The organism is Tunturiibacter empetritectus, assembly GCF_014201375.1.
Lineage (GTDB): Bacteria > Acidobacteriota > Terriglobia > Terriglobales > Acidobacteriaceae > Edaphobacter > Edaphobacter lichenicola_D.
Genome location: NZ_JACHDZ010000001.1, coordinates 1150003 through 1168467, shown reverse-complemented (window position 1 = coordinate 1168467; position 18465 = coordinate 1150003). Strand labels below are relative to the sequence as shown.

Here is an 18465-nt window from a genome sequence, read left to right as displayed (position 1 = left end):
CATCTTTTTCTATCGGCGATTCGTTCGCTGGCCCTGCCCTAGATGCTGCAATCGGGTAACGATACCTAACGCACATAGGATCGAACGCGCCGACTCATGCGGTCGATGTGGCTTGCGAAGAATTGCTGTAATTGAAAGCTAAAGTTAGTTTTCGTCCCTTCGGCAGCGCCAGCTTCGCCAACTCCCCCATAGACTAAGAGACTCGACGAAGCCAGCACCAACAGCTACCTCTCCGCAGTCAGCTTCAAATCACGCGAAGACGAGCCCACCCGCACCCGCCGCGCATCCGACCGCACCCACTTCTTCTCCGCCACCGACCAGTATTCCAGCGCACGCGGCGACACATGCATGGTCACGTCCTTGCTCTCACCCGGCGCCAGCGTCACGCGATCGAACGCCGCCAGCGTCTTCGGTGCAAACTGCACCCCGTGCGGCTGCTGCTCCGGAGCATCCAGGTACACCTGCGGCACCTCATCACCCGCAACCGCTCCCGTATTCTTCACCTGCACCGAAACATCAAGCCCGTTATCCGCAGCCTTCGCCACCTTCAGATCCGAGTACGCAAAGCTCGTATATGAGAGCCCGAACCCAAACGGAAACAGCGGCTCGATCTTCTCCTTATCAAACCACCGATACCCAACATTCACGCCTTCGGAGTAGGTCGTCTTCCCGTCCACGCCCTTATCCGACCGCTCCGGATGCGCCGGATCATTCGCCGCATAGTCGGTCAGCTGCTTCGCCCAGGTAAACGGCAACCGTCCAGCCGGACTCACCTTGCCCAGCAGAACATCAGCCGTAGCCCATCCGCCCTCATCGCCCGGCCACCACATCTGCAGCACGCCCTTCACCTTGCCCAACCACGGCATCGCCACCGGCTGGCTCACATTCATCACCACAATCGTGTTCGGATTCACCGCGGCAATCTCATCCACGAGCTTGTCCTGTTCCCCCGGCAGCGCGAAGTCCGGCTTCCCTCGCGTCCACACAAACACCACCGCCGTATGCGCCTTCTTCGCCGCATCGATCGCCGCCTTGTGATTGCTCTCCCGCAGCTCCGGCGTCGTCCAGTTCAACCGAATCTGCTCCGGCTTATTCGAAGTATCGCTACTCGCCATCACCGTAATCGAGTGCGGCCCCGCAGTCAGCTGCACCGCACGCCGAACATTGTCCAGCCCATCGGTCGTCGGGAATCCGTTATCCTGCGTCGCATACTGCACATCGCCGTGCACCGTACCCTTGGCCGCGCCCGTCTGTCCCACGTGTTTGCCGTCGATCATCAAGCTTCCACGCGCACCCAGCACCTGCAGGTACATCCAGTACTCCCCGGCGCTCGGTACCGTCAGGGTTCCCGCCCACGTCACCGTTCCGCTCGCCGGCAACGACCTCCCATTGCTATGCGTAAAGTCCAGCTGCGCATCGGCCGACTTCCTCCCCGACCGCTCCGTACGCAGCAGTCCCGGCTTGCCATCATGCGACAGCATCGCCGCCGGTACCGGCACCCCGGTCATATCGTCGTCCACCGCATACGTAATGTTGGCCGTAGGAGCGCCCTTCTTCAGCGCCTCCAGCGGACTAATCTGCCGCTCCGTCAACCCAGGGCTCCGCTCGCCGAACGTCCCGATCGCCGCAACCTGCCCCGCCCCCGGCCCAATCAACGCCAGCGACTGCAAGTCATCATTCCCCAGAGGAAGCGCATGTTCATTCTTCAACAACACCGCCGCATCTTCCGCAGTCTTGCGAATCACAGCCGCATTCTCTTCGACATCCTGCGCCGTCACCGTATGCTTCTGCTTGCCATCCAGATAGCCGAACCGATCGATCTCATACAACACTCGCCGCGCAGCAGCCGTAATCGTAGCCTCGGTCACCGTCCCATTCTTCAGAGCCTCCCGCATCGTCGTCTTGTCGTTATCGCGTGGGAAGGCGCTCATATCCATCGAACTCACCTGGGGCTCCTCCGGAATATAACCGCCCAGAATCCCCGCCAGGGCATCCGGGTCCAGAGGCTTTACCGGCGAATTATCCGGCGGCCCCGTCACAAAATAGTTATTGATGAACGCCTTGAACGGACTATCCGCCTCCGCCGCGCCGGGCATCTCCATGTCCAGCCCCTCGTTCAGAAACAGAACGCTATGTACTCCGCCCCAGTCCGAAGTGACAAAGCCCTTGAACCCCATCTCCTCCTTCAAAATCGTCTTCAACGTATCGCTATTGCCGCAAGCAAACGGCCCGTTGATGCGGTTATAAGAGCACATCACCGACGACACGCCTGCGCCAATCGCATCCACAAACGGAGCCGCATAAACCTCATGCAGCGTCTGCTGGTCGATGAAGATGTTGTAAGCATTCGAGTCGTACCCCACATAGTGCTTCGCCATCGCCATCACACCCTGCGCCTGCGCCCCGCGAACCTCCGCCGCGCCCATCGCGCCACTCAGCATCGGGTCTTCGCCAAACGTGTTGTAAGCGCGCGCAAACGTAATATCGCGATCGATATTGATAAACGGCTGCAACACCACATCGATGCCCAGCGACCGCGCCTCGCGCCCAATCACCGCGCCATTGGCCTCCGCATCCTTCGCGCTGAAGGTCGCAGCAACGCCCATCGTCGCCGTCTCGGCCTGCCCGGCCACCCGCGTCAACAAACCCGGCGGCCCATCCGCCATCCGCAGCGAAGGAACATGCAGCCGCGGAACTCCCGGCAAGTATCCCGCCTGCCCCTGATAAACAGAAGGATCCTCGAGCCCACCGCGGATCAGGTTCATCTTCTCTTCCAGCGTCATCTGCTTCAGAAGCCGGTCCACCCTGGCCTCATCCGCCTTCTCCGCCGGAACCGCCTGTGCCCACGAGGCCACAGACACAACGCTCAATGCACCCAGACAAAAAGCGACTGCAAGATACTTGCTCTTCTTCAAAGCCATAGCCTGATATTCCTTCTCTTTCTTGAACCGTGTTCCCGTTGCCGCCAACAAGAAGAGAGCAACAAAGCCCCCGTGGATGCCTATCTACAGCCCAGTTGCCTCACGCCCGCCGAACGCCATACGCGACTCCTCCCGCATAACAGCCGAGTCTTCGCAACAAAGCAAACTGCTTTTTACAAGTTCGAGAATTGTAGCCGAAATAGCGTCGCTATGGTCTACGCCCTATCAGGCGTGAGGGCATCTTCCTTTTTAACGGATCGAGGTTTCGCGCGCAGGTAGCGGTATCTGGTCAACGAACAGTACAAGCTGCCACTAGGCCGATGTTGCAGTCTTGTCTTGCGGCAAGCGGAATGGTACCCTTCGCCAACCGATGCGAAATCTTCTATTTCTGCTCGTTATCCTTCTATTCGTCGTCGCCTTCTCAACTCCCGCACGTGCAGTCGACTGCCACGCGCTCGCGCAGATCGCGCTTCCCGACACCACGATCTTGATTGCCGAGCCGGTCATTGGTGGAAGCTTTACTCCACCCTATGGCGCACCCCTGACAGAATTACCTGCATTTTGCCGTGTGAGCGGCATCCTGCACCCGACCTCGGATTCCGTTATACGCTTTGAGTTCTGGATGCCGGAGAAGGGCTGGAACCATCGCTTTCTCGGGACTGGCAACGGAGGGTTCGCGGGCTCGATCTATTACTCCCAGCTCGGAGATGCCCTGAAGCGCGGCTTCGCGACGGCGGGCTCGGACACCGGCCATCAGGCGGACGCGCAAGACGCAAGCTGGGCCTATCAGCATCCGGAGAAGATTAAGGACTTCGGCTATCGGGCGATCCACCTTACCGCTGAGCGCGCCAAAACCATCATCGACACGTACTACGGCGAACCTCCTACGAAGTCCTACTTCGACGCTTGCTCCGACGGCGGCCGCGAAGCGCTGATGGAGGCACAGAGGTTCCCTGCCGATTACGACGGAATCCTGGCCGGCGCACCCGCCAACAACTGGACAAAGTTGGTTGCAGCCACGGTGGATGTGACCAAGGTGTTCATTGGCAACCCCTCTGGATATATCCCAAGCATCAAGCTCCCTGCGATTACCGCAGCGGTGCTGGCACAGTGCGATGCGCAGGATGGATTGAAAGATGGCATCCTTAACGATCCGCGGACCTGCCATTTTGACCCGGCGACATTGTCGTGCAAACAGGGCGACGAGTTGAGCTGCCTGACCGCGCCCCAGGTCGCCTCTCTGAAGAAGATCTACGCGGGCGGAACCGATAATGAGGGGCACATGATATTTCCTGGCCTGATGCCCGGCGACGAGGTGCACCTATGGAAAAGCTGGCTGGTAGGCGACGGACCTAACGTGAGCCTGTACACGCAGAACTACTTCCGCTACATGGTATTTGACGATCCGAGCTGGAACGCTTTGACCGCCAACACGGATGCAGCTGTGCATGCAGCCGATGCGAAGACCGCCGAGGCACTGAACGCGACCGATCCCGATCTGAGCCGCTTCGCAGCGCGCGGCGGCAAGCTGATCCTGTATCACGGCTGGAACGATCCGGCGATCTCGCCTCTCAACACCATCCAATACTACGAGCAGGTGCAGGGGAAGATGGGCGAGACGAAGACAGCAGATTTCGTACGCCTGTACATGGTTCCCGGGATGGGCCATTGCGCCGGAGGGTCAGGCGCGGCGACTTTTGGACAACTTGGCATGACCACGGCGAAGGGGCCGGAGTACGGCATCTTCGACGCGCTGGAAAAATGGGAAGAGCAGGACACTGCGCCGGGCTCCATCATCGCGACCAAATACGGCGCTGCCAAGAAAGTGGAGATGACGAGGCCGATATGCCCGTATCCTCAGGCTGCGAAGTACAACGGCAACGGCGACCCGAATGACTCGGCCAGCTTTACCTGTGCTGCGCCCGGCCATTGACCCCTTCGCAGAGGGTAGCGTCAGATGGAAGACAGATGCTAGAAAGGCGGCGCCGTTACCCGCTCTCTCCACTCTCAAGAACGAATGGAACTATCCCAACCAACCCGCGCTGCTCAAGATCAGGCCTTCATGCGGCGAGCCCTTAAGCTCGCCGCGGAGTCCATCGGACTGGCCTCGCCCAACCCGCAGGTAGGCTGCGTCCTCACCCAGACGCCACCCGGCGAAGGCGCCCCGAAGGTCATCGGTGAAGGCGCCCACCTCTACGCAAATCGCGACCACGCCGAGATCGTAGCCCTCAAACAAGCGGCCCAGCGCGGCTTCTCCACCGTCGGAGCCACCGCTTACGTCACCCTCGAACCCTGCAGCCACCAGGGCCGCACCGGCCCCTGCGCCGACGCCCTCATCGCCGCCGGCATCAGTCGCTGCGTCGTCGCCACCAAGGACCCCAACCCCCAGGTCAGCGGCCAGGGACTCGCCAAACTACGCGCCGCAGGCATCGAGGTCACACTCGGAGTCCTGCAAGATCGAGCCCGCGAGCTGAACGACGCCTTCGCCCACTTCATCCAGCACCACACCCCCTTCGTCACCCTCAAGGCCGCACTCTCGGTCGACGGCAAGCTCGCACCACCGCCAGCCTCCCGCTTCCCCAACCAGCCCCACTGGCTCACCGGCCCCGCCGCACGCTACGAGGTCCAACTCCTCCGCCACGCCTCCGACGCGGTCCTCACCGGCATCGGCACCGTCCTCGCCGACGACCCACAGCTAACCGATCGCAGCGGCCTCCTCGCGCTGAACGGTATACCCCGCCGCCGTCCACTCCTCCGCGTCATCCTCGACTCACAGCTAAGAATCCCTCTCTCTTCCCAACTCGTCCGTTCAGCGAGCAACTCTCACGACTCAGGCGAGCCGGACCTGCTGATCCTCTGCAGCAAAACCGCGCCGAGCGCCAGGATCACTGCCCTCACAGATCTCGGCGCTCAGGTCGAGACCATCCCCGATCACACCGGGCGCCTCAGCCTCTCCGCCGTCCTCGCCACCCTCGCCGAACGCAACATTCTCAGCCTCCTGCTCGAGTGCGGCTCTCACTTGAACGGTGCCTTCCTCCAGCAAAACCTAGTTGACAAGGCCGTTCTCCTCTACGCCGAGGCCGAACTCGGCGACCAGGCAATCCCCTTCGCCCAGGGCATAGGCTCCCCGTACCTCTTCGAGGAGTCCCTGCACCGCATTACCCGCACCGCATATGGCCCAGACGCCTCCGTGACCGGCTACCTCCACGACCCCTGGCCTTTGCTCCCGCCCAACCCCAGCCTTCCCCCGGCGAAAGCGATAATCTAACACCATGTTCACTGGCCTGATCGAAACCACCGGCAAGCTTCTAGCCATTACCCCGACCGCAGGCGCGACCCGCATCACCATCGCCTCGCCCACGCTCACCGCGCGCCTCAACACCGGCGACAGCATCGCAGTCAACGGCGTCTGCCTCACCGCTCTCAGCATCGAGCCGAACGCCTTCCCCCCGCGCTTCTCCGCAGACCTCGCCGCCGAGACTATCGCCCGTACCACCCTCACCCACCTGCGCCCCGACGCCATCGTCAACCTCGAGCTCCCCACACCCGCAGGCTCGCCGCTCGGAGGCCACGTCGTCCAGGGCCACGTAGACGGCACCGCCATCCTTCAATCCCTCACCCCCATCACACCCGATCAACCCGAAACTGACTGGCGCCTCCGCATCCAGCTCCCCGACACCCTCACCCGCTACGTCGTCCCCCAGGGCTCCATCACCATCGAAGGCATCAGCCTCACCGTAGCCTCCATCGTCGGCAACAAAGTAGAGGTGGCCATCATCCCCCACACCTACGCCGCCACCAGCCTCCACACCCTCACCCCCGGCACCCCCCTCAACATCGAAGTCGATGTCCTCAGCAAATATGCCGAACGCCAGCACTTCTCAGAAAAATTCACCCTCACCGAGCAGTACCTGATCGCTAACGGCTACTAACCGCCACAGAAGAGACTGGTCCCTCGATTGACCCACCTGTAAAGATCAAAACGCATCGGCACAAAGAAAAAAGCGCGACCAAATGGCCGCGCTTTTTAGCACTTCGTGTCGCGAAGTTAGATCGAGCTCATGTTGTGCAGAAACTCCTGATTGTTCCGAGTCTTCGCCAGCTTATCGGTCAGCAGCTCCATCGCTTCAACAGGCGACAGCGGATTGAGCACCTTGCGCAGAATCCAGGTTCGCTGCAGATCCTCCTTCGGAATCAGCAGCTCCTCCTTACGCGTCCCGGAACGCTGAATGTCGATCGCCGGAAACACACGCTTATCCACCAGCTTGCGATCCAGAATCACCTCCATGTTGCCGGTTCCCTTGAACTCCTCGAAGATCACCTCATCCATGCGCGAGCCCGTATCAACGAGCGCAGTCGCAATGATCGTCAGCGAACCGCCCTCCTCGATGTTGCGAGCCGCACCGAAGAAGCGCTTCGGCCTCTGCAGAGCGTTCGAATCCACACCGCCTGAGAGCACCTTGCCCGAAGGCGGAACGATCGTGTTGTAAGCACGCGCCAGACGAGTAATCGAGTCCAGCAGGATCACCACATCGCGCTTATGCTCCACCAACCGCTTGGCCTTCTCGATCACCATCTCGGCAACCTGCACGTGTCGCGCTGCCGGCTCATCGAAGGTCGAAGAGATCACCTCACCCTTCACCGAGCGCTGCATGTCGGTCACCTCTTCCGGCCGCTCATCGATCAGCAATACGATTAGCACCACCTCTGGATGATTCGCCGTAATGCTATTCGCGATCGACTGCAGCAACATCGTCTTGCCAGTACGTGGCGGCGCCACAATCAGTCCGCGCTGCCCCTTACCCACCGGCGTCAACAGATCCATCACGCGGCCGGAGATATGCTCGCGAACCGTCTCCATCTTCACCCGCTCCTGGGCGTACAAAGGCGTGAGGTTGTCGAACAGAATCTTGTTTCGCGTCTCTTCCGGCGATTCGAAGTTGATCGCCTCGATCTTGACCAGAGCGAAGTACTTCTCGCCCTCGTGCGGCGGACGGACGTTACCGCTGATCGTGTCCCCTGTCTTCAGGTCAAACTTGCGAATCTGCGAGGGAGAAACGTAGATGTCGTCGGGACCAGGCAGGTAGTTGTAATCGGGAGAGCGGAGGAAGCCGTAACCATCGGGCAGAATTTCAAGCACGCCCTCCGCAAAGATATGGCCTTCTTTTTCGCTCTGCGCCTGCAAAATCTTGAAGATGAGGTCTTGCTTGCGGAGACCACTGGTTCCGGCAATGTCGAGACCGCGTGCCAGTTTACCCAGCTCCGCGATATTGTGTTCTTTTAACTCGGAAATCGTCATGTTTTACCTGGAAATTTGAATTTTAGGAGGGATTGTTTGGAACTGAGGCGGGATCTGCTTGACGGGGGGTCGTGCGGAAGGCCGGTTGATGAAGCTTGGAATGCGGGGTGGGTGATAAAGCGGATAAGGGATAAGGGGATTTTGTTTGAAAGTTAACGAGGTGATACAGCCGCGCGTTAAGCCGCGCGGCGCTCTTGCAATTGTACCTTTTCTACAACAGCTTCGCCAGACTCATCCATAGGGATAGTGTCCTTGAAACGATCAAGAACTTCGTTGGTAGTGTCTTGCAACCGCGTATTTGGCTTATGCAGCTTACGCGTCGCCTTCGACGCCAGTTGACAAAGCTCATATCGATTGTTTACGTGCGTGAGAGCTCCAAAAATAAGATCCGAGCGCATATTTCTCCCTTTCAATTTTCGAAGCGGAAGCGTCTTGTTAGCGCTAACTCGCTCGAAATCATTCAAATGTGGCAACCAATCTTCGAGACCGTTGCCGTGAGTAGCCTCATACGTTAGACGCAAAAAATGCGTCCGGGGACTCGCAATTCATCAGAAATCTCAACCATTCATGATATCTGACATATCGCGTTTGCTGGCCGAACAGATTGCCCGGCTTGCTAAATAGCGTTCCTTGCCGAATCTGTCTCTTCCGTAGGATTCAGCGCTCGCCGCGCCCAGGTGTGAAACAGGAGGCTCGCCAGACATCTGGCAAGTCATAAATCATCGCAGAGTACCCGGCCCGTCTTTCAAAAATCCTGCCGGCCCTGAGCAACTGCGACTTCAAGGAAAGTAAACTGTTCGGCGCCCTAGGTCAATACTTTTTTCGGGAACCCCGGAATAAGGAAATTCCAGAAACGGGATACATCTGCGCATCCTACCCGGTTTACGCCCAATAGCTTCGGTCTAAAGTGCGGTATTGAATAGCCTCGGCGATGTGCTTAACTGCTATATCCTGCTCGCCCCCCAGATCTGCTATCGTCCTTGCTACCTTCAAGATACGGTCATGTGCCCGGGCACTTAGCCCTTGTTGCTGCATTGCTCGTTCGAGCAGTCGTTCTGCATCGGACGACAACTCACAGAAGGAACGTATCTGCTGCGTATTCATCTGGGAGTTGGCAAAAATCTGCCGCGATGCCCCCTTCGACGTTCCCTTCGTCCGCGCCGCAGCCGCTCCAAATCGCTCATGCTGCCGCTCCCTCGCCGCCAGCACCCGAGCCCGAATCTGCTCCGACCCCTCCGCCGCCGCACCACCGCGCAACTCCTTATATTGCACCGCGGGTACCTCGATATGAATATCAATCCGGTCCAGCAAGGGCCCGGAGACCTTCGAAACATACCGCTGGATCATCGGCGGCGTACACATGCACTCCCGGGACTTGTCGTTGAAATATCCACAGGGGCAAGGATTCATCGCTGCAGCAAGCATGAACCGCGCAGGAAAGCTCAAACTCATCGCCGCACGGGCGATCGTTACATGGCCATCCTCCAACGGCTGCCGCAGCACCTCCAACACGTTTCGCGGAAACTCCGGCAGCTCGTCCAGAAACAGCAGCCCGTTGTGGGCCAGCGACACCTCGCCCGGCCGCGGCATCATCCCGCCGCCAATCAACCCGGCGTCCGAGATCGTATGGTGCGGCGAACGGAACGGTCGATGCGCCACCAACCCCTGCTCAGAGTCCAAAACCCCCGCCACCGAGTGAATCTTCGTCGTCTCTAGCGCCTCTTCGAATCTGAGCGGAGCCAGAATGGACGGCAGTCGCTTGGCGAGCATCGTCTTGCCCGAGCCCGGCGGCCCAATCATCAAAATGTTATGTCCACCCGCAGCCGCCACCTCAAGCGCACGCTTCGCCACCTGCTGTCCGCGCACGTCTTTGAAGTCGAAGGGAAAGTGCTGCATCTCGTTCAGAAGATCGGTCGTCTCCACCTTCAGCGGAGTCGCCTTGATGCCACCCGTCACCGCCGAGTTCAACAGCTCCCGCACCTCCAGCAGCGACTTCACCGGATAAACATTGACCCCTTCAACGACCGCCGCCTCCCGCGCATTACTCGCCGGAATAATGAGGTTCGGAATCCCTTTTGCGCGCGCCGCCACCGCAATCGGCAGCATCCCCTGCACCGCCCGCAGGCTGCCATCCAACCCCAACTCCCCCACCAGCAGATAGTCGCTCAGATCCTTGATATGCAGTGAGCCATAGGCTCCCAGTATCCCGATCGCAATCGGCAGATCGAACCCCGAACCTTCTTTCTTAAGGTCTGCGGGAGCCAGGTTGATCGTGATCCGCGTAGGAGGAATCTCGAAGCCGGAGTTCTTGATCGCAGAACGCACCCGGTCACGACTCTCCCGCACCGCCGCATCCGGCAATCCCACCGTGTGAAACTGTTCCTGGTCTAACTTGATGTTGGAAAAATCGACTTCTACATCGATGATGTGGGCGTCAATCCCATACACTGCAGCACTGCGAGCCTTGAAAAGCATGAATAAGCCGATGAACCCTTGGGGCGAGGAGATTTTGCCGAGTATAGCACCCGCCACATCACTCACCGGCTCGGCAAGCGAATCGCCTTCAACGAAACAGTGGGAAATCAGGGTAGTGGATCAGTTTGATTTTAGGGGATGGGAGCAATAATGAATTTGACTAAATAGTACATAAACGAGTGTGGGTGTTGACTGGCATAAACACCAGCAATAATCAATAGCGCTATCCCAGCTACCTTACCCCAAGGAGGTCTCGAGCCAATCGCCTCTGGCTGCTTATCCATTCCAGCCATGCTCTCAGGGTGTGAGGCGAGGCGCAAGGCAAAAGCGAAGGCTATTGGAAGAGTAGAGCCCAACCATCTCCGCAATCGACCAAACGTGATCGGTCAATCCCGCTTTCCTTCGGCGACAAGCTCGCGAGGATGCCACCGATCCCGCAACCAACAGGTGGAAGAGAATACCACTAAGACCATTGGCCGAGCGCATGCTGCCGTGATCGCTGCCTTTGGCGAGCCAACCCAAAATATCCCTTCAAATCCAGCCCAAGAATCGCATGTCAAGCCCAAAACCCATCTAAACCACTGAATCACAAGGAAATCCACTTGGCACTTTAGTTAGGTCCGCTTGGCTATACTCTTAAATAAGGGAGAGAAAACAAAAGGTTCCAGACTGCATCACACGCTAACTCGTTTGTTTACAATGTTCTGCAGGTAACTTCTTTGTTTGCATATTTTTACGGACCAAGACCGCCCGTAAACAATTGAAAATAGGATGTTTACGCGCGGGTAATAGGAGGGGGGTACCCCAAGGCAGAAGGACCAGAGGGGACGAAGATGGCAACAAAATCATGCATAGCCACCTTCGGCCACCTCGCCCTGGAGCTCCCGGGAACCGCAGCTAAAATCCCCCACGCCTGCACCTCCAGCCAAAGCCACCCGCAGCCCCCTACAATAACCTCGTGAACACCAGCCTCTTCGAACTCTTCAAAATCGGCATCGGCCCCTCAAGCTCCCACACCGTAGGCCCCATGCGCGCAGCCCTCCGCTTCACCCGCGAACTCACGGAAAAAAATCTCCTTGAACCAACCGCAAGGGTCAACGTCGACCTCTACGGATCGCTCGCCCTCACCGGCATCGGCCACGGAACCGACCGCGCCATCCTCCTCGGCCTCCTCGGCGAAGCGCCCGACACCGTCGACCCAGCCACCGTCGAAGCCAAGATCGCCGCAATCCGCTCCACTGGCTCACTCGCACTCAACGGCAAAAAGACAATCCCCTTCCCCGAATCCGAGAACCTCAACTTCCGCCGCAACCAGATGTACCCCGACCCCGCCGTCCACTCGCACCCCAACGGGATGCGCTTCACCGCCTTCGACCGCGCAGGCGCAAAGTTGGTAGAAGAGGTCTTCTACTCTATCGGCGGCGGCTTCATCGTCTCCGAGGCCGAGCGCACCGCAGTATCCGCAACCGATACGCGCACAGTTCCCTACCCCTTTCGCAGCGCCGAAGACCTCCTCGCCACCGCGAAGCGACACAACCTCACCATCTCCGATCTCGTCCTGGCGAACGAGGTCGCCCTGCTCAACGATCCCAACATCATCATCAACCGCCCTCGATCCACCGCCTCGACCGCGACGCAATCCCCCGAGAACAAGATCCGCGCCAGCATCCTCGCCCTCTGGCAAACCATGGAGCAGTGCACCGAGCGTGGTATCGCCACCGAAGGCATCCTCCCCGGAGGACTCAACGTTCGCCGACGCGCCCATCGCCTCGCAGAACGCCTCAACACGATCGGGTCCAAAGACCCTCTGGCCCCCATCGACTGGGTCACCGTCTACGCCATGGCGGTCAACGAAGAGAACGCCGCCGGAGGCCGTGTCGTCACCGCCCCCACCAACGGAGCCGCGGGCGTCATCCCTGCCATCGGCAACTACTACATGCGCTTCATCGAAGGAACCGAAGCAGAAAAGGAAGAGGGCATCCTCCGCTACTTTCTTACCGCTGCTGCCATCGGTATTTTGTACAAGGAAAACGCCAGCATCTCAGGCGCCGAAGTAGGCTGTCAGGGAGAGGTCGGCGTAGCTTGCAGCATGGCCGCAGGCGGACTGGTCGCTGCGCTCAATGGTACGAACGCGCAAGTAGAACACGCAGCAGAAATCGCAATGGAGCACAACCTCGGTATGACCTGCGATCCCATTGGCGGCCTTGTCCAGATTCCCTGCATCGAGCGCAACGGCATGGGTGCAGTCAAAGCCATCAACGCCTGCCGCATGGCCATGCACGAAACCGGCGACCACAAACTTTCACTCGATCAGGTCATCGCCACCATGTATCAGACCGGCCTCGACATGCAATCCCGATACAAAGAAACCTCGCTTGCCGGCCTCGCCCTCAACATCATCGAGTGCTAGTGACGTCGCTCGACTATCTTTGACAAGCTGGCGCCTTCAAACATAACTGCCTTCGTTCTCCAAAAATAAGAAAGCCGATACAAACTTTGCATCGGCCCCTTACACAATCTCTCCAACGGATTGCTACTTATGCGTCACCAGCAGCGAGATACGGCGATTCTGGGCCCGTCCCTCTTCAGTGGCATTGTCGCCAACTGGATGCTCATCCCCATAGCCTTTGGACTCAAGCCGCGACGGAGCGACCCCTGCTGCCACCAAAGCATCCATCACATTCTTAGCACGCGCATCGGAGAGAGCGACATTCGCTGCCGCGTTTCCAGTGTTGTCGGTATAGCCACCAAGCTTCACATGAACGTTGGGATAGGCTTTTAGAATCGCAGCAATATTGCCGAGCTGCTCCTGTGAAGATGGCTGCAGAGTAGCTTTACCGGTGTCGAACAGCAGGCGGTCAAAATTAAACCAAGTTGTTGTATCTACCGGTTTAGAAGAGTCTCCCAGGAAACTGATCAGTTTGCTCTCAATACCGAATCGGGGAATATTCAATTCGACCCCATCCGGCAACTTCGTCTTGAAAAAATCCCCAAGAGCTGAAGCAGCCGAGGAGCCCGCATCGGCAGCCGCAGTCGAAGCAGGTTGCACCGCGTCACTGACTGGTGCCTTGGTTCGATTGAAGAACCAAAACAGACAAAGCAACAACGCAGCCAGCAGAACAGCGGGCCACAACCAACGATTGCCAGTAGCAACCTTCGGGACTGCTGCTGTCACATTCGAAGCGAGATTCGAAGCGCCGCCCATCAGGCTACCGAGTCCTGCAGGCAGGAACCGCTGGAAGCTTGGAGCCTCGGCCTTCAATGTCGAACCAAGGTCGGCGGCACTCAAATTATTTTGACGAACATGCTGCCCTAAAACTCCAAGTACCAGAGGAGCAGCCATAGCCAGGAGTGATCCTGCCTTGCCGCTCGAAACACCTACCGACCGACCGATCGAATCGGTCACTGACGACATATTGGAGCCAAAGATGCTTGATAGAAACTGGCTGCCAAGATTCGCAACCGGAGAGGACGTAGCGCCCGAGGCCAACGATCCCAGATTCGACGTCAGGCCTGAAAGAGCGCTTGGACCGTTCGCGGGGTTTGTAATAAGGCTAAATATCTGTCCCAAAAATCCAGGTTGGCCGATCTTAGCGACAAGACCCGCGAGCATAGCGGCAGACCCAGTCTGGAGACCACGTTGGACAGTGTCAGTAGACTCTCCAAGCTGCGAAGCCACTGGACCAAGAACCTGAGGACCCAACAGTCCCATGAGGCTTTCCACGATAGAACCCGCCATAAACTCTCCTTTTTAGACCAAAGTTAGGTACTTTTGAGTCAAAATCAGGAATCAAATTGCAGGGCCCGGGGTTTTACATACACACCCATCTAGAGACCTATAGATAGGCGCGTAAGATGTTTGTTTCACGAACTACAGTTGTCCTCCTAATGAAATTATTGGTAATGAAACTCTATCCTCGTCCTATTGCCAGCGCCACGGAATTTCCTCCGCCCAGACAGAGTGCCGCTACCCCTTTCTTCGCGTCCCTTCGCATCATCTCGTAGATCAGCGTCACCAGAACTCGCGCACCGCTCGCTCCTATAGGATGTCCAATCGCCACCGCCCCGCCATTCACATTCACTTTCCCGGCATCCAGCCCTAACTCCCTCATCACTCCCAGGGCTTGAACGCTGAACGCTTCATTCAACTCGAACAAATCCACTTCATCCCGCTCCCACCCAGCTCTCTCTAATACTCTCCGGACTCCAGTTACCGGAGCGAGCATCACCCACTTCGGAGCAACTCCGCTCGTAGCCTGCGCCTTGATCGTCACCATCGGCTTCAAACCCAGTTCCTGGGCCCGCTTCGCCGACATCACCACCACCGCCGCAGCCGCATCATTCACACCTGGTGCGTTTCCCGCGGTCACAGTCCCATCCTTCCTGAAGGCCGGCTTCAAGGCAGCAAGCGCCTCGGCCGAAGCGTCCTCCCGTACACTCTCATCCCGCGACACCACGGTGACCGCACCCTTCTTCCCTGGCACGGTCACCGACACCACCTCCGCGTCGAACCGCCCCTCCTTCCAGGCAGCACTCGCTTTGCGGTGCGAAGCGAGCGCATAAGCATCCTGCTCTTCGCGCGTAATCGAATGCTTTTCTGCGACGTTCTCCCCCGTAATGCCCATGTGATAGTCCTCACAGGCGCACCATAGGCCATCTTTCACCATCGAATCCACCACGACTGCGTCGCCCATTCGGAATCCCTTCCGTCCCTGCGGCAGCAGATAAGGTGCGTTGGACATCGACTCCATCCCCCCAGCCACCACAACTTCGGCATCGCCAGCCATCACCGCCTGCGCCGCCAGCGCCACGGCCTTCAAACCCGACCCGCACACCATATTGATCGTCATCGCCGAAACCGTATCCGGCAGCCCGCCCTGTAACGCCGCCTGTCGAGCCGGGTTCTGTCCCAGCCCCGCAGGAAGCACGCATCCCATCAAACACTCATCCACGCTCGCTGCGTCAATCCCAGCACGCTTCACCGCCTCGCGGACCGCGATCGCACCAAGCTCTACCGCCGTCATCTCCGCAAACGCCCCTTGAAACTTCCCCACTGGCGTCCGCACCGCAGCAACAATCACAACATCCTTCATCAATCGAATACCTCGATGAAACTTTACTCCTCTGGCTGGACTTCGCACCAACCGGTAATCCCCGCGTCCCGCAGCGAAAGACAAAGCTTCGTTCACAACACGATGCCTTTTTGTCATTGCCATGTGCATGTCCTCGAATCCGTCTGCCTCTAACAAAGATTCAAAGAACTTCGAATTGCATGACAACTTTTGCATTTCTCTTCGTCACTCCGATCACACAAAGGTCGTACTCAACCCAACGCCTAATCTCTCAAGATTCGCGAGCCGCCATCGCTCCACGCGGCTCTGGAACGAATGTCCGGCACAGAACTCACATCCTTTCGAACTCCCCATGCAAAAAAGAATTTGCCTCTCCTTCATTTTTTGCTTGACAGTGAAATTTCGTAAATCTATACCTTCGTTAGCTGCAATGCAGCTAGTAGTAGAGTCAATGTCTAATCACTAGGGAGAATAGGCACATGGCAACTAAGAAAGCCGCAAAAAAAGCACCAGCGAAGAAGGCAGCAAAAAAGGCAACCAAAAAGTAATCCAACCAAGGCAAACAGAAAGGGGGACGCGATAAGCGTCCCCCTTTCCGCATCTGAAAGAGCCCGTCATTATTGGGTTGCAGTCGCCTTCGCAGCGTTCTTCGGCGTCGACAGATAGCCAGACACCTTGTTCTTCTCAATCACATTCACCACCAGCTCATACAGCACCGGATCCTTGCCGTTATAAAACTGCACCGGCTCATCCAGCCCTTTATCCTTCTTCTCGATCGTGCGGTCGTCCGAGCTCACATTCAACGTGTAGCGCGAATGCTTCTCGTCCGCCTTCTTCAATTGCAGCTTGATCGTCGACAACAGCGTGGGCTTCGCGCCCTTCTGCAGGGTGAACTCCAGGTAGTTCCGATCCCCCTTGTGTTTCAGTACCTCCAGCTCGTCGTGATTGGTCGCGATCAACCCGCTCATCACCCCCGCATCGCCGACGACGCGATTCAACTGCGTCTTGGTCGCCTCCAGATCAGACTTCGTCGTGGCAACGTCGGTCTTAACGCCGCCCACATCCGTCTTCACGCTCGCAACATCGGTCGACACCGCGCCAATCTGCTTGGAGTTTTTCGCAGCCTCCTCCTCTAGCTTCGCCGTCGCAAACTTCTGTTGCGCGATGATGCTCTGAGTCCGCTGCTCAATCTGTTTCTGTGCAACACCAACGCTCTGCCCCAGCGTTTCGCTCGTCGCTCGGAGCCGTGCGTTGGTCGCCTCCAGCTTTTCCGTCAGTTCAACGTTCTTCTGGTCCGCTGCCACGATCTTCTGTTCCGCCGCAGCAAGATGATTCTGCAGACCGTAGCACCACACTAGTCCACCAAGCGCCGCCAGCAACGCGACCGCCACCACTCCAAGCAGTGCTCCCGAGATCGACCTCTGCTCCACGTACTCTTCGCTCATCACTCTCTCCTAAGCTTCTCTTCCCTAAGCTTCATTTCCTTTGACGCATCGCGGACCCATAGCTCACAAGCTACTCATCCGCCTAAAAACAGACACACCCAAACTATAACCTCTCCTCAAAGCCAACTAAACTAATTCCATGCACCACCCCGACCTATGCATCGCTGGAGCCGGAATCATCGGCCTAGCCCTTGCCCTTGAACTCCACGACCGCGGTTACCGTGTCACGGTGTTTGACCAGGGCGCTCCGCTCGCTGAATCATCCACTGCAGCCGCTGGTATGCTGGCCGCCCACGATCCTGACAATCCGCCCCAGCTCCTGTCTCTTTCCGCCCTCAGCCTCTCGCTCTACCCCGACTTCCTCGACCGCATCCACACTCTCTCTGGCCTCCGCGTCCCCTTTCAAACCCACACTACCTTGCAGTCCGTTCCGCCCGACATCGCCATTGCAGATAGCGAACTCACCCGCGAAGATCTCGCTCATCTCCTACCTGCTCTCACTCCCAGCAACCATCGATTCCTTCTTCTAGACGAGCACAGCCTCGACCCTCGTCAACTCGCCTCAGCGCTTCTAGCCGCCGTTCGCGCTACCACCATCGACCTCCAACCGCACACTCGCGTCTTTTCTACCCGCTCCATCGACAACGCAGTTGAGATCACCACTCCCAAGGGCACAATTCATGCTGCCCAGTTCGTCAACTGTACAGGGGCCTGGGCGGCCGCTACCTCGCTCCTGCCAAATATTTCGGTGGCTCCAAAGAAGGGCCAGATGTTTTCCGTCTCGTTGCCCCCATCGCTCCCACTGCACTTCGTCCTCCGCACCCCCGACATTTATATCGTCCCTCGCACAGCCGGCCCCGCCACCGGGCGCGCCATCATCGGAGCGACCGTCGAAGATATCGGCTTCGACAAGGCCGTCCATCCGGCCGACATCGATCGTCTCCGATCCCTCGCCGCCGCTCTCCTTCCCGCCATCTCCAAGGCCCACCAACTCGAAGCCTGGTCTGGCCTGCGCCCCGCAACTTCCGACGGCCTTCCCCTTCTCGGAGTTCTCCCAGGTCAGCCGAATCACTTCATTGCCACCGGCCACTATCGGAACGGGATTCTCCTCGCGCCAGCCACCGCACGTGTTATGGCAGAATTCATCGTTGGCGAAACCCCATCCGTAGACATCTCACCCTTCTCTCCAGTGCGAGCCCTCTCCTTGCTCCCATCACCTTAGTTCGCACAGCATTACCGATATTCGCCCAATC

12 protein-coding genes are annotated in these 18465 nt (G+C 58.3%); 5 read left to right on the top strand and 7 right to left on the bottom strand.

What is annotated here, in order from left to right:
• Positions 1-224: 224 nt before the first annotated feature.
• A complete protein-coding gene (locus HDF10_RS05060; RefSeq protein WP_183811024.1) occupies positions 225-2921 on the bottom strand; it encodes a beta-glucosidase family protein in 2697 nt (898 codons plus the stop codon).
• A 370-nt stretch (positions 2922-3291) separates the two neighbouring features.
• On the opposite strand from HDF10_RS05060, the gene HDF10_RS05055 reads away from it, so the two are divergent.
• The 3 genes from HDF10_RS05055 (at position 3292) to HDF10_RS05045 (ending at position 6853) form a co-directional block, all read left to right on the top strand.
• The gene (locus HDF10_RS05055) at positions 3292-4854 is read left to right on the top strand and encodes a tannase/feruloyl esterase family alpha/beta hydrolase (RefSeq protein ID WP_183811022.1); all 1563 of its coding nucleotides are present in this window, start codon (positions 3292-3294) and stop codon (positions 4852-4854) included.
• An 84-nt stretch (positions 4855-4938) separates the two neighbouring features.
• On the top strand, positions 4939-6189 hold the full coding sequence (gene ribD, locus HDF10_RS05050; protein WP_183811020.1) for a bifunctional diaminohydroxyphosphoribosylaminopyrimidine deaminase/5-amino-6-(5-phosphoribosylamino)uracil reductase RibD: 1251 nt from the start codon (positions 4939-4941) through the stop codon (positions 6187-6189).
• A 4-nt stretch (positions 6190-6193) separates the two neighbouring features.
• Positions 6194-6853 (top strand): riboflavin synthase, encoded by a 660-nt coding sequence (locus HDF10_RS05045; protein WP_183811018.1) that lies wholly within the window; start codon positions 6194-6196, stop codon positions 6851-6853.
• A 116-nt stretch (positions 6854-6969) separates the two neighbouring features.
• Here the strand turns inward: HDF10_RS05045 and rho are convergent, their stop codons facing one another.
• The 3 genes from rho to HDF10_RS05035 all read right to left on the bottom strand — a co-directional run bounded on the left by rho (position 6970) and on the right by HDF10_RS05035 (position 10695).
• Positions 6970-8220, bottom strand: coding sequence for a transcription termination factor Rho (gene rho, locus HDF10_RS05040; RefSeq protein WP_174336882.1), 1251 nt, complete (start codon positions 8218-8220; stop codon positions 6970-6972).
• Positions 8221-8396: 176 nt separating this feature from the next.
• Positions 8397-8618, bottom strand: a complete 222-nt coding sequence (locus HDF10_RS20825; protein ID WP_179582507.1) for a DNA-directed RNA polymerase subunit omega — start codon at positions 8616-8618, stop codon at positions 8397-8399.
• Between the two features lie 484 nt (positions 8619-9102).
• A complete protein-coding gene (locus tag HDF10_RS05035) occupies positions 9103-10695 on the bottom strand; it encodes a YifB family Mg chelatase-like AAA ATPase (protein WP_183811016.1) in 1593 nt (530 codons plus the stop codon).
• 958 nt (positions 10696-11653) lie between these two features.
• Between HDF10_RS05035 and HDF10_RS05030 the strand changes: the two genes are divergently transcribed.
• Positions 11654-13105, top strand: coding sequence for an L-serine ammonia-lyase (locus tag HDF10_RS05030; RefSeq protein WP_183811014.1), 1452 nt, complete (start codon positions 11654-11656; stop codon positions 13103-13105).
• Positions 13106-13228: 123 nt separating this feature from the next.
• Here the strand turns inward: HDF10_RS05030 and HDF10_RS05025 are convergent, their stop codons facing one another.
• The 3 genes from HDF10_RS05025 to HDF10_RS05015 form a co-directional block, all read right to left on the bottom strand.
• The gene (locus tag HDF10_RS05025; protein ID WP_260177687.1) at positions 13229-14407 is read right to left on the bottom strand and encodes an OmpA family protein; all 1179 of its coding nucleotides are present in this window, start codon (positions 14405-14407) and stop codon (positions 13229-13231) included.
• A 199-nt stretch (positions 14408-14606) separates the two neighbouring features.
• Positions 14607-15788 (bottom strand): acetyl-CoA C-acetyltransferase, encoded by a 1182-nt coding sequence (locus HDF10_RS05020; protein WP_183811012.1) that lies wholly within the window; start codon positions 15786-15788, stop codon positions 14607-14609.
• 596 nt (positions 15789-16384) lie between these two features.
• Positions 16385-17212, bottom strand: a complete 828-nt coding sequence (locus HDF10_RS05015; RefSeq protein ID WP_183811010.1) for a hypothetical protein — start codon at positions 17210-17212, stop codon at positions 16385-16387.
• A gap of 139 nt (positions 17213-17351) precedes the next feature.
• On the opposite strand from HDF10_RS05015, the gene HDF10_RS05010 reads away from it, so the two are divergent.
• The gene (locus tag HDF10_RS05010) at positions 17352-18434 is read left to right on the top strand and encodes an NAD(P)/FAD-dependent oxidoreductase (protein WP_183811008.1); all 1083 of its coding nucleotides are present in this window, start codon (positions 17352-17354) and stop codon (positions 18432-18434) included.
• Positions 18435-18465 lie beyond the last annotated feature (31 nt).